We start from the raw sequence: 13,751 nt of genomic DNA, 5'->3' as shown, positions 1-13,751 counted from the left end.
CAGCGGGTCGGGCGCCCACCGCCCGGCGCGGCTCCGGCCCGTCGCCGCCGCCCGGTCAGCCGGCGGAGCCCGTCGCACCACCCGCCAACGATCCGAAGGCGTGCCGGACGAGACGGTTCGCCTCCTCCTGCGCCACTCCGGTGGCCACGAAGAGGTCACTCGTGGTGGTCCGGACCTGGGCGACCACCACCGAGCCGGAGAATCCGACGCCGGTGCGGTAGGCGTCACCCGCCCCGGCCACCGCCCGCAACGCCCGTTCCCGCGCCTTGTCGGGCTCGTGACCGGTGGCGAACTCCTGGCGGAGCAGCCGCGTCGCCTCCGCCAGCGCGGAGACCGCCGCCGGCAACGTCTCCGGAACCGGCTCACCGTCCTCGATCAGGGTCACCGTACGGCGGATCAACGTGCCGCTGTTGCGCATGGCCCGGTCGATCGGCTCCGCCGCCCGCGCGTACCGTCCCACCGGGCCCTGCCGGCTTCCCCAGCGCACCGGGGAGAGCGCGCTCGCCTCCCGCGCGGCCTGCGAAGCCTCGGCGAGCGCCCCGATCTCCTGCTTGTTGTCGCGGAGCCGGTCGAGAGCGGCCTGCGCGGCCGGCGCGTCGCGTCGCCGCAGCGCGCCCGCGGTGGCGTCGAGCTGGTCGGCGAGCAGGCAGAGCGCCGGCGCCGCCGCCCGATTGATCACCCGCAACGGGTGCAGCGGAAGCAGCACCGCCGTGACCACCAGCGACACCGCGCCACCGACGAGGGCCGCGAGGAAGCGCGGGAACTCCAGGTTCTCCACCACCGGGCTCAGCGTGCCGATGAGGACCGCCGTGGCGGCGGCCTGCACCATGACCGACGGACCGCCGCCGAGCAGCACCGACACGATGATGGAGAGCACCACGATCAGGCCGAGCTGCCACGCCCCGGTGCCGAGGAGGTAGATCAGCGCGTCGCCGATGAGCACCCCGACGGAGACCCCGACGATCAGTTCGACGGTCCGGCGGATCCGCTGGCCGACCGACGCGGCCAGGGCGACCACCGCGGAGATCGGCGCGAACACCGGCTGCGGGATGTGCAGCAGGTTGTCGGCCAGCCACCAGGCGAGGCCCGCCGCCAGACCCGCCTGCACGGCCAGTCCACCGCTGGCGCGTATCCGCCGCAGCCGGTCGGGCAGCGTACCCGTCGTCCGGCTGCGCAACCGGGCCAGGACGGCGGCGATCCGGCCGTGCCCGCCGTGGCGGGCTTCGCCGTCGTCCCTACGGGCAGCGGTCTGGACCACGGCCGCATCTACCCTGTGCCGCCCTGACCAATCGTCGCGGCCGCCCACAGTCGGGTGTCCGCCGAGCGGTCCTCCGCCGCGCCTGCGCGACAATGGCGCCGTGCGGTTCGGCATCCTGGGCGCGACGGAGGTACACCCGGCCGACGGTCGCCGGCTGACCGTCGGCGGGCCACGGCTGCGGGCGCTGCTCGCGCTGCTGCTGCTCGACGCCGGCCGCATGGTGCCCCGGGACCGCCTGATCGACGGCCTCTACGGCGCCGACCCGCCGGCCGGGGTGGCGAACGCGCTCCAGTCACAGGTGTCCCGGCTGCGTCGCCTGCTCTCGTCCGGGGCGGTCGACCCGGTGGAGCTCCACCCTGGCGGCTACCGGCTCGCGGTCGATCCGGATGACGTCGACGCGCACCGGTTCACCCGGCTCGCCGACGCCGGTCGGCTCGCGCTCGCCGCGGGCGATCATGATCGCGCCGCCGGCCTGCTGCGTGAGGCGCTCGCGCTGTGGCGTGGGGAGCCGCTCGCGGACGTGATCGACGCGCCGTTCGCGCCCTCCCACGCGGCCCGGCTGCGGGAGCGCCGGCTGACCGCGACCGAGGACCGGATCGAGGCGGAGCTCGCCCTGGCCGGCGCTCCGGAGCTGGTCCGGCCGGTGGTGACCGAGCTGCGGGAGCTGGTCGCCGCCCACCCGCTGCGGGAACGGCTGTACGGCCAGCTGATACGCGCGCTGCACGCCGACGGCCGCCGCGCCGAGGGGCTCGCCGTCTTCGCCGACCTGCGCCGACTGCTCGCCGACGAGCTGGGCACCGACCCCTCCGCCGAGCTGGTGGCCGTGCACGCGACAGTGCTGCGCGACGAGGCCGCCGCCGTGCCGATCACACCGCGGCCGCCGCCCCTGCCCGGCCAGCTGACCAGCTTCGTCGGGCGGGAGGAGGAGCTGCGCCGCCTGGCGAAGCTGCTCGCCGAGGCGCGGCTGGTCACGCTGCACGGCCCGGGCGGCGCCGGGAAGACCCGGCTGGCCGTGGAGACCGCCGGACGGTACGACGGCGACGCCTGCCTGGTCGAGCTCGCCGCGCTGCCGCCCGGGGCGGAGGTGGCCCCGGCGGTGCTGGCCGCCCTGAACCTGCGCGACACGGCGCTGCGCGTACCGGGCGGGCCGCGCGACGCCACCGACCGGCTGGTCGCGGCGCTCGCCGACCGGCGGCTGCTGCTGGTGCTCGACAACTGCGAGCACGTGATCGACGACGCCGCCCGATTCACCGCTCGGCTGCTCGGCGCGGCCCCCTCGGTGCGGGTGCTGGCCACCAGCCGGGAACCGCTCGGGCTGACCGGTGAGGCGCTCTGCCCGGTGCTCGGCCTGCCGGTGCCACCGGACGAGACCGAACCCGAGCAGGTCCACCGCTACGCGGCGGTACGGCTCTTCGCCGACCGCGCCGCCGACGTGGCACCCGGGTTCACCGTCGACGCCCGGACCGTGCCCGAGGTGCTGTGGATCTGCCGTACCCTCGACGGCCTTCCGCTCGCCATCGAGCTGGCCGCGGCGCGGCTGCGGGCGCTGCCCGTCGCGGAGGTCGCGGCCCGGCTGGACGACCGGTTCCGGCTGTTGAACCGGGGCAGCCGGGCGGCCGCACCCCGGCACCAGACCCTGCGCGCGGTGGTGCGGTGGAGCTGGGACCTGCTGGATGAGCCGGAGCGGCGGCTGGCCCGCCGGCTGAGCGTCTTCGCCGGCGACGCCGACCTGGCGGCGATCGAGCGGATCTGCGCGCCGCTCGGCGCGGAGGTGCTCGACGTGCTGACCAGCCTGGTCGAGAAGTCCCTGGTCGAGGCGGGTGACGGCCGGTTCCGGATGCTGGAGACCGTACGCGCTTTCGCCGCCGAGCGGCTGGCCGAGGCGGGCGAGGCCGAACCGCTGCGTCGGGCGCACGTGGCGTACTTCCTCGACCTCGCCCGGGCCGGTGACGCGGGCCTGCGTGGCCCCACGCAGCTGGAGTGGCTGCGCCGGCTGGACGCCGACCGGGACGACCTGCACGCCGCGCTGCGCCTGTCGATCGCCGACGGCGACACCGGCAGCGGGCTGCGACTCGTCGCCGCGCTGTCGTTCTACTGGTGGCTGCGCGGACTGCGCGGCGAGGGGGCGGCGCTCGCCCGCCGGCTCGTCGCCCGGCTCGACGGTCCGCCCGCCGGGTTGGCCGAGGAGTACGCGCTCTGCCTGCTGGTCGCCGCGCTGGGCGTGTCGGGCGGCGCGGCCCGTACGGACTTCGGCACGGCCGGGGACATCCTCTGGAGCTTGGGGCGACCGCCGCGGCACCCGTTCCTGCTCTACCTGTCGGGGATGACGGCCGGTCCCCCGTCGCAGCAACGCATGTCGGTGATGAACTCCGTCGAGCAGCGGCGCGCGGTGCTCGGCACCGATCCGTGGAGCGAGGCGCTCGGATCACTCGGCGTCGCGCTGGTGTGGCTGCTCGACGGCCGGTACGACGAGGCCCGGGCGGAGCTGACGGCCGCCTTCGACGGGTTCCGCGCCATCGGCGAACGGTGGGGCATGATCCTGGCGCTCACCACGCTCGGCGAGGCCGCCTACCGGGTCGGTGACGCGGCGGCGGCCACCGGGCCGATGGCGCAGGCCCTGCGGTTGGCCGAGGAGCTCGGCTCCGCGCTCGACACGGCGGAGCTGCTGCGGACCCGGGCGGACGGGCGGCTCGGCGGCGGTGACCTGGACGGGGCGGAGACCGACTACCGGCGGGTCGTGGCGATCGCGCAACCGGCCGGGGCGCCGGAGCTGGTCGCGGCGGCGCACTACGGGCTCGGCGAGACCGCCCGCCGGCGCGGTGACCTCGACGAGGCCCGGCGCCTCTGCGAGCAGGCGATGGCGGAGTGCCCGGCCGGCTGGTTCGGCGCCGAGGTCGTCCGGCTCGCGGCGCTGGTCGCGCTCGGCCAGATCGCGGACGCGGCGGGCGACGCGCCGACGGCGCGCGGCCACTATCGCGAGGTGCTGGGCGCGACCGTCGGGATGTGGGACGCGCCGACCGTGAGCGCCGCGGTGGACGGTCTGATCGGGCCGGTGCTGCGGCGCGGCGAGGGTGACCGGGCGGCGCTGCTGCTCGGCGCGGTGTCGGCGGTGCTGGTCGGCACGGGCGCCGAGCCCGCGGCGCAGGCCGCCGCGGTGACCGGGGCGACCCGCGCCGGCATCGGCGCCGAACGGTTCGGGCGGGAGTTCACCCGGGGCGCGGCGCTCGGCCGGGAGCGGGCGCTCGCGCTGCTGGAGGGCGCCTGACGACGCGCGGCGCGGGCCGTCAGCGCGCGGTGCGCGGCCGGTCAGCGCGTTCGGCGACGCTGCCGCCATGACTGACGAGACATCGGCCGTCGTGGCCCGGGGCCTCCGGAAGACGTACGGCCGCACGGCGGCCCTCGACGGGTTCGACCTGACGGTGCCGCGGGGCACGGTCTGCGGGCTGCTCGGCCCCAACGGCGCGGGCAAGACCACCGCCGTGCGGGTGCTGACGACCCTGCTCCGCTTCGACGCCGGCCACGCCCGGGTGGCCGGACACGACGTGACCCGGCACCCCGAGCGGGTACGCGCGGCGATCGGCCTGACCGGGCAGTACGCGGCGGTCGACGAGACCCTCAGCGGCCGGCAGAACCTGGTGCTCTTCGGCCGGCTCCGGCACCTGCCCCCGCGTACCGTGCGGCGGCGGGCGGACGAGCTGCTCGACCAGTTCGGGCTCACCGACGTGGCGGGACGCTCGGCCGGGACGTACTCGGGGGGCATGCGCCGCCGGCTCGACCTCGCCGCCAGCCTGATCACCACGCCGCAGGTGCTCTTCCTCGACGAGCCGACGACCGGGCTGGACCCGCGCAGCCGCAACGGTCTCTGGGAGGCGGTCCGAACACTGGTCGCCGACGGCACCACGGTGCTGCTGACCACGCAGTACCTGGAGGAGGCGGACCAGCTCGCCGACCGCGTCTCGGTGGTGGACGCCGGTCGGGTGGTCGCCGAGGGCACCTCGGCCGAGCTGAAGACCCGCTCCGGCGCGGACCGGATCGAGCTGGTCGTCCGGGACGCCGGGCAGTTGCCCGCGGCGGCGGGGCTCGTCGAGCGGGTCACCGGCGGGCCGGTCCGCGTCGACCGGGAGATCCGCCGGCTCAGCGCGCCCGTCACCGACCGGATCACCGCGCTCGCGGAGCTGTTGCGCGCGCTCCGGGACGCCGGGATCGCGGTGGAGGACGTCGTCCTGCGCCGGCCCACACTGGACGCGGCGTTCCTGCACCTCACCGGGGGCCACCCCGGCGGCGCGCGGACGGAGGTGGCGGCGTGACGACGACGGTCGAGACGCCTCGGGTCCCGTCGAGCCACGCGGAGCGGGCGTCAGCCGCGGGCCCGCTCAGCCGGCTGCGCTGGGCGGTGGTCGACGGCTGGGTGATGACCGGGCGGAACATGCGGCACGTGATCCGTTCGCCTGAGGAGATCGTCCTCTACTTCAGCCTGCCGATCATGTTCGTGCTCGTCTTCGGGTACGTCTTCGGCAGCGGCATGGCGGTGCCCGGCGACGGCAGTTACCGGGAGTTCCTGCTCCCCGGGGTGTTCGTGATGACCATGCTGTACGGCCTGGGGGCCACCGCGTCGCAGATCGCCGTGGACGCCGGCCGCGGTGTGGTCGACCGGTTCCGTTCGCTGCCGATGGCCCGCTCCGCGCCGCTGACCGGGCGGGCCGGGGCGGACCTGCTCCGTGCGTTGCTGGAGCTGGCCGTGCTGGTGGTCTGCGGGCTGCTCGTCGGCTGGCGGTGGCGCAACGGGGTGGGCGACGCGGTGGCCGCCGTGGGATTGATCCTGCTGCTGCGGCTGGCGCTCACCTGGCTGGGCATCCTGCTGGGCCTGCTGGTGCCGAACCCGGACACGGTGTCGGTGATCGTGTTTCCGCTCGCCTTCCCGCTCACCGCCCTCTCCAACGTCTTCGTCGCCCCGGAGCTGCTGCCGGAGTGGCTGGGCGCGATCGCCGCCTGGAACCCGCTCTCGGCCACCGTGGCGGCGGCCCGTGACCTCTTCGGCAATCCGGGCATCGGTGGGGAGTCCTGGGCGGCGCAGCACGCGCTCCTGCTCGCGGCCGGCTGGCCGGTGCTGCTGATCGCGGTGACCGCGCCGCTCGCCGTGCGGCGCTACCAGCGGCTGAGCAGCTGATCCGTCGTGCCGGGCGCGACGCGCCGCCGACGCGGCTCAGCTCGCGTCGGCGGCGCCGGCCCCGGCGTCCGCGTCGGCGTCGGCGTCGGCGTCGGCGTCGGCGTCGGCGTCGGCGTCGGCGAAGACGACGTCGAGCTGCGCGTCCAGTGCGGCCAGGGCCCGTTCGGGCGGGTAGTGGCCACCGAGCAGGTAGATGCCGAGGCCCTCCATGAGCGCCAGCAGGCCCACCGCCCGCTCCTGCTGCCGGGGGCCGGGCAGGAGGCTCGCGATGAAGTCCGTCAGTTGGCGGGTGTCCTCGATCAGGTCGCCGGCGGCCTCGGGCCGTACCGCGGTGTAGGCGAGGAACGCCGACGCGACCCGGCCGTCGGCGCGGGACTCCTCGGTGAGCGGCAGGATCGTGACGAACATCGTGCGCAGCAACAGCCGGGGCGGTGGATCGTCGCCCAGCCGGGCGAGGGCCGCGCCGACCCGCGCCTGGTTGCGCTCCCGCACCACTGCCATGGCGAACGCCATCATCTCGTCCTTGGTGCGGAAGTAGTGCTGGACCATGCCCGACGAGACGCCCGCCTCGGCCGCCACGTGGCGCAGGCTGACGGCCTCCAGGCCCTGCCGGGCAGCTACCCGCATCAGCGCGTCCGCGATGAGCGTGCGCCGCTCGTGGTGGTCGACCTTCTTGGGCATGGTCCCCATGCTGTCACGTGGTGGGTGGGTGGTTGATCGTCGCCGGTCGGGGCGGACCGGCGTCTCCGGCTCACCGCACGGTCACGGTCCCGGCCGCGGCGTCCACCGTGACGATGTCGCCGGTGCGGATCAGCCGGGTGGCGTCCGGCACGCAGATGACGGCGGGGATGCCGTACTCCCGGGCGACAGTGGGGCCGTGCGCCATCACCGCGCCGGTCTCGGTGACCAGCCCGGCGGCGGTGAGGAAGAGCGGCGTCCAGCCGGGATCGGTGGTCGGCGCGACCAGGATCTCGCCGGGCTCCAGTCGGGCGGTGGCCGGGTCGCGCACCACCCGTGCCGGCCCGGTCGCCGCACCGGCCGCCGCGCCGACCCCGCGCAGCGCGCCGGACGCCACGGCCGGCACCGGCAGCGCGGCCTCGAGGTCGGTGCCGTCGGAGAGCAGGGCCACCGGCACGGTACGGCGGCGCAGTTCCCGCTCGTGAACGGCGCGGCGGGCGACGACCGTCGGACGCTGGTCGACGCCCTGGTGCACGGCCGCCGCCACCTCCTCCAGGTTCAGGAACATGATGTCGTCGGGCCGCGCCAGCAGGCCGCCGTCGGCCAGGTCGGCGCCGATGAGCAGCAACTGGCGTCGCATCTCACGCAGCCGGTACAGGCCGGCGAACTTGCCGGCCTCGCGCAGGCCCGCCAGCGACCTGGCCCGGCGCAGCAGGAAGCCGGCGATTCGACCGCGGACCGGTCGCCGGCGGCGGGCCCGTACCACGAGCCGGTCGAGGGTGGCCTCGGCCGTGGCGGCGGCGCGGGCGAACCGCCGGTCGGGCGCCTGCTCGGGGTCGGTGACCCGCAGATAGTTGGCGATCATCGCGAAGACCGGCGTCGGGTCCTCCGCCCAGCGGGGAACCCCGAGGTCGACCTCGGCGACGGCGCGGTGACCGTAGCGGTCCAGGAACGCCGCGAGCCCGATCTCGGGCAGGGTGCCGCGCCGGTACCGGTCGGCCAGCTCACCCGGCGCGGTGCTGAGCAGCAGGTCACGATGCTCCCGGGCCCGTTCGGTGAGCCGCCACAGGGCGAGGTCCATCTCGATGGTGACGTTGTGCGGCATGCCGCCGAGCACGGTGTCGATCTCGTCGCGCTCGGCGACGCCCTTGAGCAGGTGGCCGGGGAGGGCGGCCGCCAGCATGCCGGCGACGATGGGCCAGACGATGGCGTCCGCGCCCGACGACGACGCCTCCTCGTGCCGGACGAACTGGAGCCGGTCGGCGGCGGTGCGCAGCTCGGCCGGGGCGGCCGAATCGGCGGCGAGCCGGTCGATCTCCCGGAACAACCGGGTTCGGGCGGCCGCCGGCCGGGCCAGCGCCCGGAGCACGCCGATCAGTGCCCGCAGCGCCGTCCGCGCGTCCGGTGTGCCGCCGCGTTCGGCCCTGCGGCCGCGCCGTGGCGCGAAACGGGGGTCGTCGAGCACGCGCTCCATCACCGCCTGGGCGCGCGGGCCGAAGTCGACGGCCATCAGCTTGACCAGCCGCTTGCGGGCGGACGGGTCCCGGGCCAGGTCGGTCAGGTCGCCGTAGAGCCGCCCGCCGATGTCGGTGACCTCGACCCGCAGCCCGAGGCTGGCGAGCATCGCCACGATCACCGACTTCAACGTCGACATGCCCATCGGGGTGACCGGACGCAGCATGCCCTGCACGTGCCCGAACTCCAGGTACACGCGCGGCTCGGGGTCGTCGGTGGCCGGTGGGAGGGGGAAGAGGGTGGTGATCGGCCGCGACTGGAGCAGCCAGAGCACGCCCTGCCGGTCGTAGGCCCACTCGACGTCCTGCGGCGCGCCGAGCCGCCGCTGGAGCCGCTCGCCCACGGCGTGCAGCTCGTCGAGCTGGGCGGCCGTCAGCGAGCCCTGGGCGGGCCGCGGCGACCCGTCGAGGACGTACCTGTCGACGTCGCCGGCGCCGTCCACGACGGCCGTACCGAGGCCGGCGGCGGCCTCGACGACCATCTCGGTCCGCCGGCCGGTGACCGGGTTGGCGGTGAAGAGCACACCCGCGACCGCGGCGTCGACCATCCGCTGCACGACGACCGCCATCCGCACGGACCCGTGGTCGATGTCGTGGGCGTCCCGGTAGGCGACGGCACGGTCGGCGTGCAGCGAGTGCCGGCACTTCTCGACGGCCGACAGCAGGTCGGCGAGGCCGGTGACGCCGAGGAACGTGTCCTGGATCCCGGCGAAGCTGGCGTCGGGCAGGTCCTCGGCGGTGGCGCTGGAGCGTACGGCCACCGGGCCGCCGCCGAGCTGCCGGTACGCCGCCTCGATCTCCGCCGCCGGGAGCACGCCCGCCGCCTGGGCCGCGGTGGTGACGCAGAAGCCGGCCGGCACCCGTTCACCGAGCCGGATCAGCGCCCCCAGGCCGGCTGCCTTGCCGCCGACCAGGTCGGCCATCCCGTCGGCCAGCTCGGACAACGCGATCACGTGCATCGACGCACCCCCTTTGCAATGCATATGCATTGCAAAGGAGGCTACCCGTTTGACAATGCAGGTGCAATGCCAAGGATGGTGGGCGTCCCGCAGCCGGGCACGTCGTCAGCCGAGGCGCCGCAGCGCCCGGGAGACGGCGTACACGTCCCCGGAGTTGGCCTCGTGCGGCAGCGCACGCAGGTACGCGGCCATCCGCGGCGCGGCCATCCAGTCCGGGGAGGCCAGCGCCATGGCGTCGCCGAGCGCGAGGTTGAAGGCCGGGAAGCCGAGCCCGGTCAATCGGCGCAGGCACCGCTGCGCGACCGCACGCTCGATCGTGGTGAACTCGAAGGAGAGCGCGGGCACCGGGCGGCCCAGGCCGGCGAGCACCTCGTCCTCGTACCCCTCGACGTCGATCTTCACGAAGGCGGGCACCCCGTGCGCGGCGATCAGCTCGTCGAGCGTCAGCGACGCGACGTCGATCCGCACGTCCCACCGTTCCCCCTCCCAGCCGGCCGCGCCGTCGGCGGCCCGGATGAAGTGCGGCGAGGCGGTGGAGATGGTCGGGTTGGCGGAGTTGACGTTGAAGGAGAGGCTCCCCGCCTCGGCGGCGCAGACCGCCTCGACGACTGTCACCTCGGCGTCGTCGTGGTAGATCGCCCGCAGCGCCCGCGTACAGGTCGGCTGCGGCTCGACGGCGACCACGCGGGCGCCGAGCCGGCGGAAGCTACCCACCCGGTCACCCACGTGCGCGCCGATGTCGAAGACGAGGTCGCCAGGCCGGACGAAGCGCGCATAGAAGGCGTCCATGGCCGCCTCACGCGCCGGGTCGCCGTAGTAGACCTCGAGCGAACGGCGGATCGAGACGGTGTCGGGATCCGTCTTCAGTGCCTCCAGAGCGCCGGTTCGGGGATCCACCTCCAGAATCTAGCCCGACGGACATGAGCGAGTCTCGGCTTCCGGGCCGCCACGGTCAGGGCGCGATCCGGAGCCGGCGGATCCGGCCTCCGTCGTACTCCTCGAAGCGGTACCGCAGGCCGGCGAAGGGGCTGCCGGGGAAGTCGCCGCTGATGGTCGCCGTGACCACGGTGCCCTCGGAGGTGTCCTCGACGTCCGTGATCTCGTACGTCACCAGGGGCACCGCACCACGCCAGGCGCGGATCGCCGCGATGCCCTCGTACGTCCTCCCCTCGTCCTCGACCACGGCGTCGTCGGCGAAGAGTTCGAAGTAGGCGTCGGTGTCCGGCCGGCCGGCCAGCTCGAAGTAGCGGCGGATGATCTCGGGGGTCTCGGTCATGAACGACTCCTTGACGACGAGGGGCGGCACGAGACGGACGCGCGACGGCGTCGTACTGTTACTGCTGAACTAGAAGTTAGTCACTTCGACATTAGCACCAACTCGGTGAGGAGCAAGGATGGCCGGCAAGATCCGCCTGGAGGACCGCGAGTGCCCGCTCTCCGCGACGCTCGGGGTGGTGGGCGAGTGGTGGACCCTCCTGATCCTCCACGACGCCTTCGACGGCTACACCCGCTTCGATCAGTTCCAGGAGAACCTGAGGATCTCCTCCAGCATCCTGACCAGCCGACTCCGGACGCTGACCGGCAACGGGCTGCTGGAGCGCCGCCGCTACCAGACCCACCCCGACCGTTACGAGTACGTCCTGACTGAACTGGGCCGCAGCCTGCGACCGGTGATCGTCACGCTCGCCGCCTGGGGCAACTCCCGGCTCGACCCCGAGCAGCGCAGCATGATCCTGGTCGACCGGGAGACCGGGACCGAGGTCGAGCCCGTGGTGGTGGACCGGAGAACCGGGCGGGAGCTCGACCCGGAGAACTTCGTCTTCGCCGCCGGCCCGGCCGCCAGCGAGATCATGCGAAACCGGTACGCGGAGGCCGCACCGCGGCGGCCCACGCCCGGCGGGCAGCGCTGATCCGGACGGCCTTCCCCGAGGGCGGAGATTCGAGGCGCCCGGCCGTAGCGCGCGACGGATTTACCGGGTAGAAACATGCCGATCAATTGATTCGACGCGGACCAAGTCCGGAGGCACGAGAGAGCGCTCTCACCGCCTCCTCCCCCACGTCGCCGCGCCGGCGGAACCCCTTCCGGACGCGGCGGGAAGGACGAACCCGGATGAGCCAATCTCCAGGCGCCCGGCGACTCGGCCGGGCAGTCGCCCTCGGGCTGGTGCTCTGCGCCACCGTCGCCACGACGAGCGCGACCGCCAGCGCCGGCCCGCCCCGGCACCGCACGCCGGACCTCGGCCCCCACGTCACCGTCTTCGACCCCGGCATGCCGGTCGGTGACATCCAGGCGACCCTCGACGCGACGTACGCGCGGCAGGTGGACGCCGAGATGGGCACCCAGCGGCAGGCGTTCCTCTTCAAGCCGGGCAGCTACGGCACTCCGGAGCAGCCGCTGCAGATCAAGGTCGGCTACTACACCGAGATCGCGGGCCTCGGCGCGTCGCCCACCGACGTACGGATCAACGGCAAGATCGAGGCGTACAACAGGTGCCTCGCCGACGGCGGCACGGGCAACTGCATCGCGCTTGTCAACTTCTGGCGCATGCTGTCGAACCTCTCGCTCACCGTCAACGCGGCAGGTCAGGACGGCTGCCGCTCCTCGGCGAACTTCTGGGCGGTGTCCCAGGCGGTCTCGATGCGCCGGCTGGACGTCGGTGGTGGCGGGCTGTCCCTGATGGACTACTGCACCGCCGGCCCGCAGTACGCCAGCGGGGGCTTCATCGCCGACTCGCGGCTGCCCGCCACCACCAACGGCTCGCAGCAACAGTGGCTCACCCGCAACAGCGAGATCGCCGGCTGGTCGAACGCGGTCTGGAACCAGGTCTTCGCCGGCGTCGTGGGCGCGCCCGCCGACGCCACCTTCCCCGACCCGCCGTACACCACGCTCGACACCACCCCGGTCAGCCGGGAGAAGCCGTACCTGTACGTCGACGGCAAGGGCCGGTACCACGTCCGGGTGCCCGCAGCGCAACGCGACAGCCGGGGCGTCTCCTGGGCGAACGGGATCACGCCCGGCCGTAGCATCCCGATCGACGACTTCTTCGTGGCTCGCCCCGGCGACTCGGTGCGGACCATCAACAGTCAGCTCGCCCGCGGCAAGCACCTCCTGCTGACCCCGGGCGGGTACGACATCGCCCGCGGCATCGAGGTCAAGCGGGCCGACACCGTCGTCCTGGGTCTGGGCCACGCCACCCTCACCGCCGTGAACGGCGCGGTGCCGCTGGAGGTGGCCGACGTCCCCGGCGTGGTCGTGGCCGGCGTGACCATCGACGCCGGCCTGCGGGAGTCGCCCGTCCTGCTGCGCGTCGGCGACCGGCACGGCCGCGACGGGGGCAGCCCGTCCAACCCGACGACCCTCTCCGACGTGTACTTCCGCGTCGGCGGCCCGCACATCGGCCGGACGAACATCGCCCTGGAGGTGAACAGCGACCACGTGCTCATCGACCACACCTGGGTCTGGCGCGGCGACCACGGCGTGGAGGGCTTCACCGAGGGCGTCAACGGCGACACCGAGCGCTGGCGGACCAACACCGGCCGCTACGGCGCCGTGATCAACGGCGACCACGTGACCGCGACCGGCCTCTTCGTGGAGCACTTCCAGCGGTACAACACGGTCTGGAACGGCGACCACGGCACGACGATCCTCTACCAGAACGAGCTGCCGTACGACCCGCCGACGCAGGCCGACTGGATGAACGGCGACGTCGAGGGGTGGGCCGGCTACAAGGTCGGTGACCGGGTGCGCCACCACACCCTGCACGGCGGTGGCGTCTACGTCTTCAACCAGAACAACCCGTCGATCCACACGGCTAACGGTTTCGAGGTCCCGGAGGCGCCCGGCGTACGGCTGCACCACGTCATGACCGTCAACCTGAACGCGGGGACGATCGACCACGTGGTGAACGGGGTGGGCGAAGCGGCCGACACGACGAGGGTGGGCGCGCCGGTCGAGCTACCGACGTCGATGGGATCTTGCCCTTCCCGAGCGCGCGGCCATAGGCTCCGGCCAATGTGATCCACCCGAGAGGGGAAGTGCATGGCCCCGTCGACCCGTCCATTCCGGATAGTCCCCGTACGGCGGCTGGCGAGCGCCGCCGCGATCGCCCTCCTGGTCGGCACGGTGCCGCTACTCGGCGCCACCTCGGCCGGGGCCCGCCCGTCGTCCCCCACCC

Annotated in this window: 10 protein-coding genes; 5 read left to right on the top strand and 5 right to left on the bottom strand. The window is 74.3% G+C overall.

Annotated elements, in window-relative coordinates; all coding sequences use genetic code 11:
• Window positions 1–55: 55 nt before the first annotated feature.
• Window positions 56–1,258, bottom strand: coding sequence for an aromatic acid exporter family protein (locus tag E1211_RS09810; RefSeq protein WP_243709467.1), 1,203 nt, complete (start codon window positions 1,256–1,258; stop codon window positions 56–58).
• Window positions 1,259–1,358: 100 nt separating this feature from the next.
• Here E1211_RS09810 and E1211_RS09805 point away from each other — a divergent pair, with 100 nt between their 5' ends.
• The 3 genes from E1211_RS09805 (at window position 1,359) to E1211_RS09795 (ending at window position 6,425) form a co-directional block, all read left to right on the top strand.
• Window positions 1,359–4,523: a BTAD domain-containing putative transcriptional regulator gene (locus E1211_RS09805; RefSeq protein WP_132347639.1), complete on the top strand. Its 3,165-nt coding sequence runs from the start codon at window positions 1,359–1,361 to the stop codon at window positions 4,521–4,523.
• A 67-nt stretch (window positions 4,524–4,590) separates the two neighbouring features.
• Window positions 4,591–5,565: an ATP-binding cassette domain-containing protein gene (locus tag E1211_RS09800; protein WP_132347637.1), complete on the top strand. Its 975-nt coding sequence runs from the start codon at window positions 4,591–4,593 to the stop codon at window positions 5,563–5,565.
• A 104-nt stretch (window positions 5,566–5,669) separates the two neighbouring features.
• Window positions 5,670–6,425: an ABC transporter permease gene (locus tag E1211_RS09795; RefSeq protein WP_132347700.1), complete on the top strand. Its 756-nt coding sequence runs from the start codon at window positions 5,670–5,672 to the stop codon at window positions 6,423–6,425.
• A gap of 36 nt (window positions 6,426–6,461) precedes the next feature.
• On the opposite strand, the gene E1211_RS09790 is transcribed toward E1211_RS09795, so the two are convergent.
• From E1211_RS09790 to E1211_RS09775, 4 genes are all read right to left on the bottom strand, one after another.
• Window positions 6,462–7,106 carry a TetR/AcrR family transcriptional regulator gene (locus tag E1211_RS09790; RefSeq protein ID WP_132347635.1) on the bottom strand — a complete coding sequence of 215 codons (645 nt, stop codon included), beginning with the start codon at window positions 7,104–7,106 and terminating at the stop codon, window positions 6,462–6,464.
• Between the two features lie 70 nt (window positions 7,107–7,176).
• Window positions 7,177–9,576, bottom strand: a complete 2,400-nt coding sequence (locus E1211_RS09785) for a PEP/pyruvate-binding domain-containing protein (protein ID WP_132347633.1) — start codon at window positions 9,574–9,576, stop codon at window positions 7,177–7,179.
• Between the two features lie 105 nt (window positions 9,577–9,681).
• Entirely contained in the window at window positions 9,682–10,473 is a 792-nt protein-coding gene (locus tag E1211_RS09780) for an FkbM family methyltransferase (protein WP_243709466.1), read from the bottom strand.
• 55 nt (window positions 10,474–10,528) lie between these two features.
• On the bottom strand, window positions 10,529–10,852 hold the full coding sequence (locus E1211_RS09775) for a nuclear transport factor 2 family protein (protein WP_132347631.1): 324 nt from the start codon (window positions 10,850–10,852) through the stop codon (window positions 10,529–10,531).
• 118 nt (window positions 10,853–10,970) lie between these two features.
• Here E1211_RS09775 and E1211_RS09770 point away from each other — a divergent pair, with 118 nt between their 5' ends.
• Window positions 10,971–11,486, top strand: a complete 516-nt coding sequence (locus tag E1211_RS09770) for a helix-turn-helix domain-containing protein (RefSeq protein WP_132347629.1) — start codon at window positions 10,971–10,973, stop codon at window positions 11,484–11,486.
• 200 nt (window positions 11,487–11,686) lie between these two features.
• On the top strand, window positions 11,687–13,594 hold the full coding sequence (locus E1211_RS09765) for an adenylyl cyclase (protein WP_132347627.1): 1,908 nt from the start codon (window positions 11,687–11,689) through the stop codon (window positions 13,592–13,594).
• The last annotated feature ends 157 nt before the right edge of the window (window positions 13,595–13,751 follow it).

Source organism: Micromonospora sp. 15K316, assembly GCF_004348525.1.
GTDB lineage: Bacteria > Actinomycetota > Actinomycetes > Mycobacteriales > Micromonosporaceae > Micromonospora.
This window is presented reverse-complemented; position numbering and strand designations above follow the sequence as displayed.